Raw genomic sequence first — 15,744 nt, 5'->3', positions numbered from 1 at the left:
TGGCGCGGGAGGTGTGTACCCAGGCCACACCGGCCGCAGCCGACGCGGGGGTGGCCCTGACCGCGTCGGTGGGCCGGGGCCGGGTCCTCGGCGACCGGATCCTGCTGCGCCAGCTGGTCACCAACCTCGTCGACAACGCCGTCCGCCACAACCACCCGGGCGGAACGGTGACCGTGAGCGTGGACGAACGGCCCGAGCACGGGGTCCGGCTCGTCGTACGCAACACCGGACGCAAACTCACCCGCACCGAGGCGGACCGCATCCTGGAACCGTTCCACCGCCTCGACACCCGCCGGACAAGCCGCTCGGACCGCCCGGCAGGATACGGCCTCGGCCTCGCCATCGTGGAATCCATCGTCCGCGCCCACAACGGAACCCTCCACGCGGAACCACTGCGCGACGGCGGCCTCGACATCACCATCACCCTGCCCACCGCGGCCCTGTGCGGGGGCCGTGCTCCCACGTCCTGAGGTGCCGCGCGCATTAAAGGATTTGGACAGCATAAAGAAATCAGCAGACGGCCACGAAATGCCTCTCCTGGTGTGCTGGGAGCTGATCTGCCGTCCCCGTTCTCTCTCGTTCCGGGATGGCGGCTTCATATCTGTTCCCTGTGCGCCTTTTCCGAGCCGCACCGGTCTCCGGAGGTCTTTCATGCGTCCATTCGCCCGTACTCCCCGCCGTCGTCTCGCCACGAGCGCGATGGTGGTGCTTCTGGCCGTCGGGGCAGCGGCCTGTGGAGGAGATTCGGAGAATCCGCCTGCCGCCTCGTCGCGGGGAGCCGGTGAGACGGGCGACGGCTCGACCGGCGGCGCTTCGACGAGCGGCGCCTCGGGCGGCAATGCGGGCGACAGCGGTGAGTCCGGCGCGGATTCCGGTATCAAGTACGCGTCGTGCATGCGGGACAACGGCGTCCAGGTGAAGGACCCGAAGCCGGGTGAGGCGCCGCAGATTCCCTCCGGTACCCCGCAGAGCGTCCTCGACAAGCTGGAGAAGGCATGCGGCAAGCTCCCCGGCGCCATGGCGGGAAGCGGCGACCCGGGTTTGAAGGACCTCAACAAGAACCCCGACTTCGAGGCGCTCCGCCTGAAGTACATGGCATGTATGCGTAAGAACGGTTACGTGCCCCCCAAGCCGAACGCGGACGGCAGCGTGCAGCTCGAATCGAGCCCCGAGCTCAATGCGGCGCAGAAGGCGTGCAAGCGCGAGCAGGACGTGCTCGACAAGATGATCGAGGACGCGTCGTCGCAGGGCGGTGGGCGGTGAGGGACGTCGCCGAGCCTGTAGGGCCCGGGGCCGCGACCCACGGGGAGACCGCTGCGTCCTACGGGGCGGAGGTTCAGCCCTATGGGGAGGAGTCCGAGTCCTCCGGGGCCGGTGAGAGGGGGCGGCGTCGCGGTCGTCGGCGCGGGCGTCGCCGGCTGTTCGTCGGAGCCGCCGTGGCTCTCGTGGGTGTGGCGGTCGGCGGCGGCCTGTTCTCCATGCGGGAGGGCACGCCGGAACCGTCCACCGTGGGTGAGCCGATGCCGCCCGCCACGGAGAAGATCGTGCGGGCCGATCTGGTCTCGGAGGTGCGGTCCTTCGGCGTCCTGCAGTTCTTCGGTGACCGCCGGGTCACGAATCAGCTGCGGGGGATCTTCACCTGGCTGCCGTCCGCGAACAGCATCATCGAGCGCGGGGAGCGCCTGTACGCGGTCGATGACATGCCGGTGTTCCTGATGCGGGGTGACCTTCCCGCCTGGCGTGAGTTCAAGACCGGTATGAAGAACGGCAGGGATGTGCGCATGCTGGAGGAGAATCTGGCAGCGCTCGGTTATGTCGACTTCACGGTCGACGAGGAGTTCACGGAGAAGACCGAGGCCGCGGTGAAGCGCTGGCAGAAGAACAACGGCCTGCCGCGGAGCGGAAAGATCGAGCTGGGCCGGGTGGTGTTCGCCCCCGACATCCTGCGGATCAAGAAGGCGTCGGTGCGCCCGGGTGACCCCGCGGCGGCCGGCGCCGAGGTGCTCCAGGCCGGCGGTTCCCAGCAGCGGGTCACCACAGAGGTGCCGCAGGAGGCACAGGAACTCGTCGTCAAGGGCGCCAAGGTGGAGATCGAGCTGCCGGACGGCAAGCGGACACCGGGGACGGTCTCCTCCGTCGGGGCGCAGAAGCTGAACAAGGAGAGCAAGAAGGTCGTTCCCGTCACCGTGAAGCTCAGCTCTCCCGGGGAAGTCAAGAACGTTCAGAGCGCGGACGTCATCGTGGTGCTGAGCCGGGTGGAGGCCGAGAACGTGTACTCGGTGTCGGTCACGGCACTCCTGCCGCTGCCGGGCGGTGGATTCGGGGTGCAGATCGTGGAGGGCGGGAAGGTCCGCCGGGTGCAGGTGAAGACGGGTGCGTTCACCAACGGCCGTGTGGAGGTGAGCGGCCCGGGGATCTCCGAGGGCGTACGGGTGGGGGTGCCCAGGCTGTGACCGCCGTCATGCACGACACCGCCGTCCTGCCCGCCGGTTGCGCCGAGCCCGTGGTGCGGCTGACGGATGTGGGCCGCTCGTACGGCAGCGGTGAGCACCGGGTCCACGCCCTGCGCGAGGTCACGGCCTCGGTCGCGCCGGGGGAACTGGTCGCCGTCGTCGGGCCTTCCGGGTCGGGCAAGTCGACCCTGCTCAATCTCATCGGCACTCTGGACCGGCCCACCTCGGGGCAGGTGGTCATCGACGGGCACGATGTGGCCCGGCTCGACGACCGGGGCCTGTCGTCGCTGCGCGCCCACCGGATCGGTTTCGTCTTCCAGCACTTCCACCTCGCCGAAGGCACCCGCGCCATCGACAACGTCGCCGACGGACTGCTGTACACAGGGCTGCCCCGGCGGCGGCGCCGGGCACGCGCCGAGGCCGCGCTGCACCGGGTCGGGCTGGGCCACCGCCTGGACCACCGGCCCCACCAGCTGTCGGGCGGCGAACGACAGCGGGTCGCCATCGCCCGCGCCGTCGTGGGCGATCCACCGCTGCTGCTGGCGGACGAACCGACCGGCGCGCTCGACACCCGTTCCGGCGCCCTGGTGGTGGACCTGCTGCGCGAACTCCACACCTCGGGCACCACCGTCGTGATCATCACCCACGACACCGGGCTGGCCGCGAGCCTGCCACGACGGCTGCTCATGCGGGACGGACGACTCGTCGACGACCTCCGCGAGGCACCGCCCGGCATGGGCGCGGACGGGGCGACCGCATGAGAGGCCGTACGAACCTCGCGCCCTCACGCCTGCGCGGCGGCGATCTGTTCCGGCTGGGTGCCAACGGGCTCCGGACGCGTCCGCTGCGCGCGGTGCTCTCCGCCGCCGGCATCGCCATCGGGATCGCCGCGATGATCGCCGTCCTCGGGATCTCCACCTCCAGCCAGGCACACCTCGACGCCGAACTGGACAAACTCGGCACCAACCTCCTGACCATCGCCCCGGGCCAGGACCCCCTGACCGGCGAGCCCGTACTCCTTCCCGAGACCGCCGTGGACACGGTCGCCCGTGCCGACGGCGTCGACTCCGTCAGCGCGACCGGCGAGGTCAAGGACATCGGTGCCTACCGCAACGCGCGGGTGGATCCCGCCGAGACGAACGGGCTGACCGTCCTCGCCGTGGACGGGAACCTGGTGAAGACCCTGCGCGGCACCCTGGCCCGGGGCGGCTGGCTGGACCGGGCGCCCGAGCGCTACCCCACGACCGTGCTCGGCCACCGGGCCGCCTACCGGCTCGGAGTGACCCACGCGGGCGAGCAAGTGTGGATCGGAGACCGCTACTTCACCGTCCTCGGCGTCCTCGACCCGGTGCCGCTCGCACAGGATCTGGACTCCGCGGTCCTGGTCAACAGTGTGGCGGCCGAGCGGTATCTCGGCTTCGACGGCCGCCCCACCATGGTGTACGAGCGCTCTCCCGACTCCCTCGTCGAAAGCGTCCGCGGTCTGCTGCCCCGTGCCGTCGACCCCGAGAATCCCCAGAATGTCGCCGTCAGCCGCCCTTCCGACGCGCTGAAGGCGCGTCAGGCGGCCGAGGCGTCCTTCACCGGGCTGCTCGTCGGACTCGGCGGGGTGGCCCTGCTCGTCGGCGGTATCGGAGTGGCCAACACCATGGTCATCACCGTCATCGAACGACGCAGGGAGATCGGCCTGCGACGCGCCCTCGGCGCGGCCCGCCGGCACATCACCCGGCAGTTCCTCGTCGAGGCCCTGCTGCTGTCGACACTGGGCGGACTGGGCGGAGCGGCGCTCGGCGCCGCCGTCACCGCCGGATACGCCCTCAGCCAGGGCTGGCCCACGGCGATCCCCCTCGTGGCACCCGTGGGCGGGGTCGCCTCGACGATGGTGATCGGCGCGATCGCCGGACTCTACCCGGCGCTGCGAGCCGCGCGCACACCCCCGACCGTGGCACTGGCCGCGGCCTGACCAGGCCACAGATCCCGCCCTGTCCGTGGAGAGGCCGGTGAGGGAGAGGCCGGTGACGAACAGGCCGGTGACGGAGAGGCCGGTGACCGTCGAAGGACCGGTCACCGGCCTCAACGCCGGGCCGGCGAACCCGGCGGCCGGCCTCCGCCCGCTCCCGTCGTCCGAACGGGTTGCTTCGGTTCTCCGGTCCGTGTCACCGGGGCCGTGAGTCCGACGGGCGCATGAAGGATGCGGGGATGCCGTACTCACCTGATGCTGCCGGGGTCCTGCTTCAGGTTCTGGCCTCGGCCGACGATCCGCCGCAACTGCTGCCCGCCCGCGAGCAGATGGCGTTCACTCTGGGCTTCCACATCATTCTCGTGCCGTTCGGCGTCGCTCTCACGGCTCTCATGCTCATCGCCAACTACCGCGGTCTGCGCCGCGGTGACGACCAGGCCCTGCTTCTCGCGCAGCGCTGGTCGAAGGTGGCGGCCGTGCTGTTCGCCGTGGGAGCCGTCACCGGTACCGTGCTCAGCTTCGAACTCGGGATCCTCTGGCCGGGGCTGATGGGACGCTACGGCGCCGCCTTCGGTTTCCCCTTCGCGATCGAAGGCATCTTCTTCTTCCTGGAAGCGATCTTCGTCTCGATCTATATCTACGGCTGGAAGCGGCTTCCGCCCTGGACGCACTTCTGGACGGGCGTACCCGTCGTCCTGGCGAGCATCGGCGGCACCTGCGCGGTCGTGGCGGCGAACAGCTGGATGAACCAGCCCGGCGGCATCACGATGCGGGACGGGCGCGTGGCGGAGGTCCGTCCGGCGGGCGTGTTCTTCAACGGCGCCTTCTGGTTCGAGAGCATCCACATGCTGCTGGCCGCGTATATCGTCGCCGGTTTCTCGGTGGCGGGGGTCTACGCCGTCGGAATGCTGAAGGGGCGCCGCGACTCCTACCACCGGCTCGGGTTCCTCATCGGGTTCACCGTGGCCGCCGTCGCCATACCCGTACAGATCTTCGTCGGCGACATCGTCGCCCGTCAGGTGTTCCACAGCGAGCCGGCGAAGTTCGCCGCCATCGAACTGCTGCCCACCACCGGGAACCACGTCCCGGAGACGCTCGCCGGCGTACTGATCGACGGCGAGGTCCGCTACGGGCTCCCGGTACCCGACATGGCCTCGCTGCTCGCCGGGTTCAGCCCCTCCACCGAGATCCGCGGACTCGACGCCATCCCTCCCGCGGTACGGCCCGAGGACACGGCGGTGAGCATCGTCCATCTGGCCTTCGACGTCATGGTCGGTACGGCGTTCGCGCTGCTCGCCCTCGCCCTCTGGTTCGCGTGGCTGTGGTGGCGCCGCCGGGAGGTGCCGGCCAACCGCCTGTTCCTGTGGTGCGTCGCCGTGAGCGGAGTCGTCGCGGTGCTGTGCCTGGAGAGCGGCTGGGTGGTCACCGAGGTCGGACGGCAGCCGTGGACGGTCAGGGGCCTGCTGCTGACCAAGGACGCCGTGGCGACCCAGGGCAATCTCTGGCCGTTCTTCGCGGCCGCCCTGGCCATCTACCTCGCGGTGGGAACCGGCGCCGTACTCGTCCTGCGGTCCCTGACACGACGATGGAGAGACGAGGGCGACGACGCCGTCGACGTCCCCTACGGGCCCGAGCGGCCTCTCGCCGGAACTCACCCGAAAGAGGGCCGGTCGGCATGAGCGATGCCATCGCGGTCATCCTGTTCGTCGGCGTCATCGCCTACGCGCTCTTCGGCGGCGCCGACTTCGGCGCCGGTTTCTGGGACCTGACCGGCGGCGGAGCGGCGCGTGGCAGCCGGTCCCGCCATCTGATCGACCTGACGGTCGGGCCTGTCTGGGAGGCCAACCACACCTGGCTGATCTACTGCCTCGTCGTGCTGTGGAGCGGTTTCCCCGCGGCCTTCGCCGCCATCACCACGACGCTGTACATCCCCCTGGGGCTGGCCGCGCTCGGCATCGTGCTGCGCGGGGCGGGCTTCGCGTTCCGCAAGGAGTCGATGCGTACCCCGGAGCAGCGGGTCTACGGAGTGTTCTTCGCGCTGTCCTCGGTGGTCACCCCGTACTGCTTCGGAAGCCTGGCCGGGGCGATCGCGTCCGGACGGGTACCGGCCGGCGGGAAGGGCGATCCCCTCGGCAGCTGGCTCAACCCGACGTCCGTGCTCGGTGGCGTACTGGCGGTCCTGGTCTGCTCCTACCTGGCCGCGGTGTTCCTGACGGCCGCCGCGCGGCAGACGGGGAGCCCCGCACTCGAAGCGTGGTTCAGCCGGCGCGCGCTGCTCGCCGGAGCCGTCACCGGCCTGGTCGGCCTGGCCGGGATCTTCGTGCTCCAGGCCGACTCGCCGCGGCTGTTCCACGAGCTGAGCCACCGCGGACTGCCGCTGCTCATCATCTCCGCCCTGAGCGGCCTGGCCACTCTCTTCCTGCTCAAGACGGGAAGAACCGGTGCGCTGCGCATGCCGGCGGCCCTGGCGGTGGCCGCCGTCGTCTGCGGATGGGGGGTCGCGCAGTACCCGTACCTGCTGGGTACTCACCTGAGCATCTCCGAAGCCGCCTCGCCCACGCCCACCCTGTGGGTGCTCGTGGGCGTCGCCGGCGCCGCCGTGCTCCTCATCGTCCCGTCCCTGGCGTTCCTGTACGTCCTGCACAACCGCGGCAGACTCGGGGCGAGGGAGTAACCACCTCCGGGTTCGCGGCGGCTCGGGGGTCAGCGGTCGCGTGCCTGGTGCCTGCGTACGGCCACGATCAGGCCCACGCCCGCGACGATCGCGCCGACGCCGATGAGGCCGGTGGCGCTCGTCGTACTGCCCGTCGTGGCCAGGGACGGGGTGCCGGAGGCCTCGGTGCGTATGGCGTCGAGGATGAGGCTGGTGACGGTGCCGGGGTGAGAGATCATCGCCACGTGCGAGGAGTTCACCTCGATGGTGTGGGAGCCCGACCGTTTGGCCTCGAAGCGCTCCAGATCCGGGGCTATCGCCCGGTCCTCGGTGGCGACCAGGAACCACGACGGGATGGACTTCCAGGCGGCGCCGCGGGCCTTCTCGGTGAAGGCCGTGGCGCTGATCGGGCGCTGGGTGGCGGACATCTGTGCGGCGGTGGACGCCGCGAGGTCCGCGGCGAAGACCTGGTGGAACTTGTCGGGCTTGATGTACAGATCGGTGCCCGTCGTGCCGTCGCCGTCCTGGAACGGCACCTGTCTGAGCGCCGGACCGAGCTCGCTGCCGCGGAACTTCGCGCCCAGCGCCCCGAGGGTCTCCCCCTTGTCGGGCATGAACGCCGAGATGTAGACGAGTGCCTTGACGTCGCGGTTGCCGGCGGCGGCCTCGCCGATCACCGCACCGCCGTAGGAATGGCCGGCGAGGATGACCGGTCCCTTGACGCTCTTGAGGACGCTGGCGATGTAGGCGGAGTCACTGGCCAGCCCGCGCAGCGGGTTCGCGGGGGCTATGACGGGATAGCCGTCGCGCTGAAGCCGCTCCACCACCCCGTCCCATCCTGAGGCGTCGGCGAACGCGCCGTGCACCAGCACCACGGTCGGCTTGGCTATGCCGCCCTTGCCCGAACTGGTGGAAGCGCCACCGGCGATGGCGGGCGCGGGCGCGGCGAGCGCCGCCACGGAGCACACGGAGGCGAGGGCGGCGACGGGCCGCGAACGTATGAGCTCTCGGGACAGGCGCAGCGTCATGGCGTTCTCTCTCTTTCTCTTCTGCCGGGAAGGTCTGCCGGGAAGGGGCGGCCGAGCGGCGGTCCGGGGAGCGGGCCGAGCGGCGGTCCAGACATCAGCTTTTCCGGTTTGTGCCGATACGGCGCGCCCTGGGCGGCAGGCGGGTGATCCGCGAGGCCGAGCAGGCGGTGGCCCCCGCGCGGCGGCGATCGTTCCGGGTGGCGGCGGCGCGGAAGTCGTGCCTCGGCCGGCGAAGAGAGCGGGGCGGAGTCGGTGAAAGGGCGCTGACGTGCGCTTGTACAGGTCGGTCGGCGGCGCGGAAGCACTGCTTCAGATGCGGCTTCGGGCGCGCTCCGCCCCGCGATTACGCGGGGTCGGTTGGACCGTACGAGTGGTGTTCATCCGAAGAACTGCCGGACGGCGGCGTAGCTCCGTGGATTCTCAAGATGCGTCCACATCATAAGGAAGGTATGTAAACCGCCCAACCCGAAAGCGAGGGGTCATGGCCGCCTTCAAGGTCAAGAAACTGTGGACTGTCTTCATCACCGCGTTCTTCGCGGTGCTCGCCTCCCTGGGGCTGACCGCCCCGGCCGCGGCCGCCGGCAACGCCGTGCAGCAGCCGGCCGAGCAGCCCGCGCCGGCACCCGCCGCCGCGCACTACGTCGCCAAGGCCGCTCCGGCCAGGGCGACCGTACCCAGGTCGCTGCCACGCGGCCGGTCGCTGCCGCCCACGATCAAGCAGCGTATCCACGCGGAGGCGCACGGTTCGTCACCTTCGGTCCGTCATCTGCCGGCGACCGTGCCGAGCGAGGCAGATGCCCGCGCGGCGCAGGTGAGCGCGTACGCCGCCGACGCGGCACTCGTCGCGGCGTGAGGCGCCGGGAACCCCGCGGTCTCCCGGCGCCCCTCACCTCCGGTGCGCCCGTCGCCGAGCCCCGTACGCCGGTGGCGCGACGAGGACGACGCGGACAGCGAGTACATCAGCAAGAGCGCGAACAGCGAGTACGCGATCAGCAAGAGCGCGAACAGCACGTACGCACACGGTTCGAGTGCGGACGGCGAGCGCGCGGACGACAAGGACTACAGGCGCGGCGAGTGCCACGCCCGGTCAGTGATCTCCGTGGTCCGTGCGATCAGGGGCGGTCGTCCCGGTCGTTCTCCGACGCCTCGGCCTCGGCCTGCTTCGCCTGGACCTCCGGATCCAGCGGATCGACCACATGGCTGCCGTCCACGGACGTCAGCGGACCACGCTCCGAGACCTCGGTAGCGGCCGGCGGCTCCACGAGCCAGTCCGGATTCGCCTGCTTGTCCCACCACTTCCAGGCGGCGAAAGCCCCACCGGCCAGCACGCCGAGGACCGCCAGGCCCTTGGCCACGCGGCCGGCCCTGGCCCGCCGCTCGTGCTTCCTCACCAGCTTCTGGATCTCTTTCGCCGTGACCTGTCCGCGCAGAGCGGCCAGGGCGGCCGCTGAACGTGCCGCGGCCTGTCCGGCCACCGGCCGTGCGGTGGCCATCGCCTGGTTCACGCGCGGCACTGTGTAATCCGCCGCCTGACGGGCGGCCTGACGAGTGCCCACCGCGGCGCGGTGAGCGGCTTCATCGACCTTTGGGGGTACCCGGGGCGCCACATGGGCGCCGTACTGAACACGAGCCTGCTGAGCGGCCTTCGATACTGTCGGCGCGAGCCGTACACGCGCCTCGCGGGCGTAGAGCGCGGCCTGTTCCTTGGCCAGAGCGGCCTGTTCCTTGGCCGAGCCGGCGTAAGGGGCCACCGCTTCCGCGGCGTGCTGCACGCTCTCCTTCGCCGAACCGGTAGCGGCGCGCACGCTGTCCATGCGGGTCACAGGATCATCCTCCTCGGTGGCGTTCCGTATTTCGCCTATCCACCCTTTTCGAGATCATGCCTGTCGGGCTCGGTCTCGGCATGCGTTGCGGGCATCCGGGTCATGAAAGGCGACGCGGGTGATGCCCGGACATCGCGGTCCTCCGCGTAGATTCTGGTACGTATCGACGGACGACGATGTCGCGCTTCCCTCCAGCATGCGCGGGTTCCGGCGTGACCACACCGCCTTCTCCGCGACTGCTCGCTTTCGGCTGCCCTGAACCCTTCTGTCTTCCACCGCCTCCATCCGGCCCCGAAACCGCACCAAGACGGGCGTAAAGCACGTTCGAGGGCAGCGGCCGGGCGGCGATCACGCCTTCCGTGCGAGGATCGTGAGAGTCAGAGAAGACTTACGGAAGGCAGATCGTGGCCGAGCAGCTTTACGCCACCCTGAAGACCAACCACGGCGACATCGAGGTCCGGCTCCTGCCGAACCACGCGCCGAAGACGGTCAAGAACTTTGTCGAGCTCGCGCAGGGCGAGCGGGAGTGGGTCAACCCGGAGACCGGTCAGAAGACCACGGACAGGCTGTACGACGGCACGGTCTTCCACCGTGTGATCAGCGGCTTCATGATCCAGGGCGGGGACCCGCTGGGCAACGGCACCGGTGGCCCCGGCTACCAGTTCGAGGACGAGTTCCACCCGGACCTCTCCTTCGACAAGCCGTACCTGCTGGCGATGGCCAACGCGGGCCCGGGGACCAACGGCTCGCAGTTCTTCATCACCCTGGCGCCGACCTCCTGGCTGAACCGCAAGCACACCATCTTCGGTGAGGTCACCAGCGAGGCCGGCAAGAAGGTCGTGGACGCCATCGGCGGCGCCCAGACCAACCCGCGCACCGACCGCCCGCTGCAGGAGGTCGTGATCGAATCGGTCGTCGTCGAGACGCGCTGACCGCTCGCGCGCTGTCCGGTTCCCCGGTTCGGGGAACCTCCCGCCCTGCCCGTCCGTAGTGGTTACATACCGGACGGGCGGGGCGGTGCGCTGTGCCGTGCCGGGCACCGTCCGCCGTCACGAGGACCGAGGGGACCGATGGACCACCCGCCAGGCGGCCACGGAGGCCAGGACCAGCCTGCCGTCACCGAAGGCACGCCCAGCTGTTACCGGCATCCGGACCGGGAGACGGGCATACGCTGCACGCGCTGCGAGCGCCCCATCTGCCCCGAGTGCATGATCAGTGCCTCTGTCGGCTTCCAGTGCCCGGAATGCGTCCGGCAGGGTTCGGGTACGGGACACGGAGCGACCGCCAACCAGCCGCGCACCCTCGCCGGCGGCACGGTCGCGGCCGACCCCCGGCTGATCACCAAGATCCTGCTGGGCATCAATGTCGCGGTGTTCGTCGCCGTCCTCGCGGTGGGCGACCGGCATCGGCTCGTCGAGGATCTCGACCTCATCGGTTACGCCTACAGTCCCGGCCTCGGCCGGGTCGTCGGCGTCGCGGACGGTGAGTGGTACCGGCTGGTCACCGCCATGTTCCTGCACCAGGAGATCTGGCACATCGCCTTCAACATGCTCGGGCTGTGGTGGCTCGGCGGCCCGCTGGAGGCCGCCCTCGGCCGCGTCCGTTTCCTGGCGCTCTATCTGCTCTCCGGGCTGGCCGGCAGCGCGCTCACGTATCTCATCGCCGCGCCGAACCAGCCCTCGCTGGGCGCCTCCGGCGCGATCTTCGGGCTCCTCGGCGCGACCGTCGTACTGATGCGGCGGCTCAACTACGACATGCGGCCGGTCCTCGTCCTGCTGGCGCTGAATCTGCTCTTCACCTTCACCTGGTCCAACATCGCCTGGGAGGCGCATGTCGGCGGGCTGGTGGCGGGCGTGGTGGTCGCCATAGGGATGGTGCACGCGCCTCGCGAGCGGCGGGCCCTCGTGCAGTACGGGACCTGCGCGCTGGTGCTGGTGGCGACGGTCGTGACCATCGTGGCCAGAACCGTCTCACTCACCTGAGCGTGACCTGGTGAGGACGGCCCGTACTCCACAGTTGTCCACAGTGTGTGGCGGATCTTGTGCATCCTGTGGGGAACGTGCGTGCCCCTTGTCGCTGATGTGGGTTTGACCAGCAGCGACAAGGGGCGAGCGTGTCATCAGAATGGCGGAAGTAGTCACACCGGCGTCAACGTCCCGTGGAGTTATCCACAGATCGTCTGACCTTTTCCCCTGCTGTGGACAACGCTGTGGATAAGTAGGGGCGGAGCTTGACGGCGGGGTGGTGGACCCGCTACTTCCACTGGGTCGAGACACCGAAGCCGGCGGCGATGAAGCCGAACCCGACCACGATGTTCCAGTTCCCGAAGCTCTCCAGCGGAAGATCGCCCTCGGTCACATAGAAGACGACGATCCAGGCCAGGCCGATCAGGAACAGGGCAAGCATGACCGGGGCAACCCAGCTCCGATTGGTCAGCTTGAGGTTGACCGTCTGCTTCGCGGCCGGAGGCGGCGTGAACTCGGCCTTCTTGCGGATACGTGACTTCGGCACGAGGGACTCTCCTGTCGATGCGCTGCGTGACCGCGCAGGGGGACTGAAACGGTGTGCCGGGGCGGAGAGCAGGGGGAACACCGCCGCCCCCGGGCGTCCGTTAGCGTAGTGCTTCCGCGGCGCCTAAGGAGATAAGGGTACGTTGAGCAATTCCGCCGACTCTCCCCCAGGGCCGGTCCGCCGACCGAACAGGCGGCCCGTCCGGCTGCTCACGGCTGCCGTCTTCGCCCTCGCCGGGCTGATCTTCGTGACCAGCTTCAACACGGCCAAGGGCACCAACATCCGTACGGACACCTCGCTGCTCAAGCTGTCCGATCTGATCCACGAGCGCGACCGCAAGAACGCCGAACTGGGCGACGCCAACGCGGCGGTACGGCGTGACGTCGACGCCCTCGTCAGCCGCGACCACGGCACCACCGCGGCCGAGGAAGCCAGGCTGAACGCCCTGGAAAAGGCGGCGGGTACCAAGAAGGTCACCGGTCAGGCACTCACCGTCACACTCGACGACGCCCCGCCGAACGCCACGGCCAACCCCGGCTATCCCGAGCCTCAGCCCAATGACCTCGTGATCCACCAGCAGGATCTCCAGGCAGTCGTCAACGCCCTGTGGAAGGGCGGTGCCGAGGGCATCCGCGTCATGGACCAGCGGCTGATCTCCACCAGCGCCGTGCGGTGCGTGGGGAACACGCTGATCCTCCAGGGCCGCGTCTACTCTCCGCCCTACAAGATCACCGCTGTTGGTGACCAGGACAAGCTCCGCAAGGCGCTCACCGACTCCCCGGCGGTCCAGAACTACCAGCTGTACGTCAAGGCGTACGGCCTCGGCTGGAAGGTCGACGAGCGCGACAAGCAGACGCTGCCGGGCTACACGGGAACGGTGGATCTGCACTACGCGGAGCCGGTCGGGTAGCGCCGGCGCCGGCGCCTGTGACGAAGAGCAACCCCCGAACCTCTGTGCAGCTGACCGATGAACCGCCCATGTGCCGGTGGATCCCTTTAGTCTGGTGCCGTACCGCCTGGCGCGGTACCGGACGGAAGGGACAGCATGTACGGCTGGATCTGGCGGCATCTGCCGGGCAACGTGTGGCTGCGGGCGGCGATCTCGCTCCTGTTGGCGCTCGCCGTCGTCTATGTGCTGTTCCAGTACGTCTTCCCGTGGGCGGAGCCGCTGCTGCCGTTCAACGACGTGACGGTCGACGGAGCGGGGGCCGCCGGATGAGCGCGCGCATTCTTGTCGTCGACAACTACGACAGCTTCGTCTTCAACCTCGTCCAGTACCTCTACCAGCTCGGCGCCGAGTGCGAGGTGCTGCGCAACGACGAGGTGACGACCGCTCACGCCCAGGACGGCTTCGACGGGGTTCTGCTCTCTCCCGGGCCCGGTACGCCCGAACAGGCCGGTGTCTGCGTCGAGATGGTGCGTCACTGCGCCGGGACCGCGGTGCCCGTCTTCGGGGTCTGCCTCGGCATGCAGTCGATGGCGGTGGCGTACGGCGGTGTCGTGGGCCGGGCCCCCGAGCTGCTGCACGGCAAGACGTCGCTCGTCACGCATGAGGGCAAGGGCGTTTTCGCGGGGCTGCCTTCACCGTTCACCGCCACCCGGTATCACTCGCTCGCGGCGGAGCCCGCGAAGCTGCCGGACGAGCTGGAGGTCACGGCGCGCACCGCGGACGGCATCATCATGGGCGTACGCCACCGTGAACTGGCCGTCGAGGGTGTGCAGTTCCACCCGGAGTCGGTCCTCACCGAACACGGGCATCTGATGCTGGCCAACTGGCTGGCCCAGTGCGGCGATCCGGGTGCGGTGGGCCGGTCGACGGGGCTGGCGCCGGTGGTGGGCAAGGCGCTCGCGTGACGGCACTCCGCCCCGAACACGAAGCGGGTTACGGAGCCTCGTACGAGCAGGGAGGGTACGAGGTCTCCGGAGCGTTCGAGGCGGCGGTGGACGGGCTGGCGGACCCACTGAACGATCCGCTCCCGGGCAGGCAACAGGGACCCGGGCAGGAGCAGGGACAGCAGCCGGTACGGAAGCAGGGGCGGCACCGGGGCCCCCGGCAGCCGGAGCCCGCGCCGGAAGCCCCGGCCGCGGCCCCGGGGCCGGAGTGGTCCGGCGACTACTACCGCCAGTGCGCGGCGGAGACCCCCCAGGGGCCGGAGTCCGGCCCCCCCTCGTACTACGCGGGCGAGGGCGGTACGTCGCCGACGGCCGACACGGCCCTGATACCGGTGTCCAAGCCGGATCCCGCGCCCGTGTCCGAACCGGGGCCCGCGCACTCCGTACCCGCTCGCGTACCCGCTCCCGCTCCCGAGCCCCGGCTGGATGATCAGACCGTCGGACTCCGGACGGCGGACACGCGCCGGGCGGCCGAGCCGGAGCCAGTGACAGGGGGCCGGGCCGAGCGGCGCAGGGCCGCCAGGGGCGGTGGCCGGGGCCGCAGACGTGCCGAGCCCGCCGGGGCCGGGGCAGGGCACGGCTCAGGACACGGCTCCGTGCCCGGCTCAGGGGAGCCGGCGCCCGCCCGGCCGCTCTCCCGGGTCGAGGCGCGGCGCGCGGCGCGTGCCCTCAAGGAGAGCCCCGCCGTCATCGCCAGCCGGGCGGTCGGCGAGCTGTTCATCACCTTCGGCGTCCTGATGCTGCTGTTCGTCACGTACCAGCTGTGGTGGACGAACATCCGGGCCGACCAGTACGCCGGCAAGGAGACGAACAAGATCCAGGACAGCTGGTCGAAGGACCGGCAGCCGGGCGCCTTCGAGCCGGGGCAGGGCTTCGCCATCATGCACATCCCGAAGCTGGACGTCGTCGTGCCGATCGCCGAGGGGATCAGCAAGCCGAAGGTCCTCGACCGCGGCATGGTCGGCCATTACTCGGAGGGCCGCCTCAAGACGGCGATGCCCTCCGACGAACAGGGCAACTTCGCGGTGGCCGGCCACCGCAACACCCATGGCGAACCCTTCCGCTACATCAATCAGCTGAAGCCCGGCGACGAGATCATCGTCGAGACGCGGGACGCGTACTACACGTACGACATGACCCGGCTCCTGCCGCAGACGGCCCCGTCGAATGTGAGCGTCATCGGTCCGGTGCCGCCCGGTTCGGGGTTCACGGGGCCCGGTCGCTACATCACGCTGACGACGTGCACCCCGGAGTTCACCAGTACCTATCGGATGATCGTGTGGGGCAAGATGGTGGACGAACGGCCGCGCAGCAAGGGCAAACCCGACGCTCTCGTCGGCTGACGCCGATCGGAGCGCGGACACACATCAGGGACTTGGGGACGGGTGCGGTGGCAGCGAGTACCGAGCACGACGAGCAGCCC

The 15,744-nt window shown here is 69.9% G+C and carries 17 protein-coding genes; 14 read left to right on the top strand and 3 right to left on the bottom strand.

Translation table 11 applies throughout. The annotated features are described in order from the left end of the window. The 7 genes from CU044_RS36020 to CU044_RS35990 form a co-directional block, all read left to right on the top strand. On the top strand, positions 1-470 hold a 470-nt coding region (locus tag CU044_RS36020; protein WP_129772967.1), incomplete at its 5' end, for an ATP-binding protein. Between the two features lie 181 nt (positions 471-651). Continuing rightward, positions 652-1,263: a hypothetical protein gene (locus CU044_RS36015; RefSeq protein ID WP_129772965.1), complete on the top strand. Its 612-nt coding sequence runs from the start codon at positions 652-654 to the stop codon at positions 1,261-1,263. 173 nt (positions 1,264-1,436) lie between these two features. Continuing rightward, positions 1,437-2,453, top strand: a complete 1,017-nt coding sequence (locus tag CU044_RS36010) for a peptidoglycan-binding protein (RefSeq protein WP_129772963.1) — start codon at positions 1,437-1,439, stop codon at positions 2,451-2,453. A gap of 50 nt (positions 2,454-2,503) precedes the next feature. After that, positions 2,504-3,214 (top strand): ABC transporter ATP-binding protein, encoded by a 711-nt coding sequence (locus CU044_RS36005; RefSeq protein ID WP_240046042.1) that lies wholly within the window; start codon positions 2,504-2,506, stop codon positions 3,212-3,214. Then, complete coding sequence (locus CU044_RS36000) at positions 3,211-4,416, top strand: ABC transporter permease (RefSeq protein WP_129772962.1); 1,206 nt, start codon at positions 3,211-3,213, stop codon at positions 4,414-4,416. Before CU044_RS36005 ends, CU044_RS36000 begins: the two co-directional genes overlap by 4 nt. A 236-nt stretch (positions 4,417-4,652) precedes the next feature. Then, positions 4,653-6,092, top strand: a complete 1,440-nt coding sequence (locus CU044_RS35995) for a cytochrome ubiquinol oxidase subunit I (RefSeq protein ID WP_129772961.1) — start codon at positions 4,653-4,655, stop codon at positions 6,090-6,092. After that, on the top strand, positions 6,089-7,087 hold the full coding sequence (locus CU044_RS35990) for a cytochrome d ubiquinol oxidase subunit II (protein ID WP_129772960.1): 999 nt from the start codon (positions 6,089-6,091) through the stop codon (positions 7,085-7,087). The genes CU044_RS35995 and CU044_RS35990 overlap by 4 nt, the downstream gene beginning before the upstream one ends. 29 nt (positions 7,088-7,116) lie before the next feature. Here the strand turns inward: CU044_RS35990 and CU044_RS35985 are convergent, their stop codons facing one another. Continuing rightward, a complete protein-coding gene (locus CU044_RS35985; protein ID WP_129772959.1) occupies positions 7,117-8,094 on the bottom strand; it encodes an alpha/beta hydrolase in 978 nt (325 codons plus the stop codon). 481 nt (positions 8,095-8,575) lie between these two features. On the opposite strand from CU044_RS35985, the gene CU044_RS35980 reads away from it, so the two are divergent. Then, positions 8,576-8,947, top strand: a complete 372-nt coding sequence (locus CU044_RS35980) for a DUF6344 domain-containing protein (protein WP_129772958.1) — start codon at positions 8,576-8,578, stop codon at positions 8,945-8,947. Between the two features lie 259 nt (positions 8,948-9,206). Here the strand turns inward: CU044_RS35980 and CU044_RS35975 are convergent, their stop codons facing one another. Continuing rightward, positions 9,207-9,917: a DUF5324 family protein gene (locus tag CU044_RS35975; protein WP_129772957.1), complete on the bottom strand. Its 711-nt coding sequence runs from the start codon at positions 9,915-9,917 to the stop codon at positions 9,207-9,209. Positions 9,918-10,321: 404 nt separating this feature from the next. Here CU044_RS35975 and CU044_RS35970 point away from each other — a divergent pair, with 404 nt between their 5' ends. Both CU044_RS35970 and CU044_RS35965 read left to right on the top strand, forming a co-directional pair. Beyond that, positions 10,322-10,849, top strand: a complete 528-nt coding sequence (locus CU044_RS35970) for a peptidylprolyl isomerase (protein WP_129772956.1) — start codon at positions 10,322-10,324, stop codon at positions 10,847-10,849. A gap of 138 nt (positions 10,850-10,987) precedes the next feature. Next, positions 10,988-11,899 (top strand): rhomboid family intramembrane serine protease, encoded by a 912-nt coding sequence (locus CU044_RS35965; RefSeq protein WP_129772955.1) that lies wholly within the window; start codon positions 10,988-10,990, stop codon positions 11,897-11,899. Between the two features lie 271 nt (positions 11,900-12,170). Here CU044_RS35965 and crgA read toward each other — a convergent pair whose 3' ends face one another. Further along, positions 12,171-12,428, bottom strand: a complete 258-nt coding sequence (crgA, locus tag CU044_RS35960) for a cell division protein CrgA (protein WP_129772954.1) — start codon at positions 12,426-12,428, stop codon at positions 12,171-12,173. Between the two features lie 142 nt (positions 12,429-12,570). Here crgA and CU044_RS35955 point away from each other — a divergent pair, with 142 nt between their 5' ends. The 4 genes from CU044_RS35955 (at position 12,571) to CU044_RS35940 (ending at position 15,664) form a co-directional block, all read left to right on the top strand. After that, positions 12,571-13,338: a DUF881 domain-containing protein gene (locus CU044_RS35955; RefSeq protein WP_129772953.1), complete on the top strand. Its 768-nt coding sequence runs from the start codon at positions 12,571-12,573 to the stop codon at positions 13,336-13,338. A gap of 135 nt (positions 13,339-13,473) precedes the next feature. Continuing rightward, the gene (locus tag CU044_RS35950; RefSeq protein ID WP_129772952.1) at positions 13,474-13,647 is read left to right on the top strand and encodes a hypothetical protein; all 174 of its coding nucleotides are present in this window, start codon (positions 13,474-13,476) and stop codon (positions 13,645-13,647) included. Then, positions 13,644-14,282 carry an aminodeoxychorismate/anthranilate synthase component II gene (locus tag CU044_RS35945; RefSeq protein WP_129772951.1) on the top strand — a complete coding sequence of 213 codons (639 nt, stop codon included), beginning with the start codon at positions 13,644-13,646 and terminating at the stop codon, positions 14,280-14,282. The genes CU044_RS35950 and CU044_RS35945 overlap by 4 nt, the downstream gene beginning before the upstream one ends. Then, positions 14,279-15,664, top strand: a complete 1,386-nt coding sequence (locus tag CU044_RS35940) for a class E sortase (RefSeq protein WP_129772950.1) — start codon at positions 14,279-14,281, stop codon at positions 15,662-15,664. Before CU044_RS35945 ends, CU044_RS35940 begins: the two co-directional genes overlap by 4 nt. Positions 15,665-15,744: the final 80 nt, after the last annotated feature.

It is taken from the genome of Streptomyces sp. L-9-10 (assembly GCF_004151105.1).
Lineage (GTDB): Bacteria > Actinomycetota > Actinomycetes > Streptomycetales > Streptomycetaceae > Streptomyces.
Note: the sequence above shows the minus strand (reverse complement) of the source record. Positions and strands in the feature narration are given on the sequence as shown.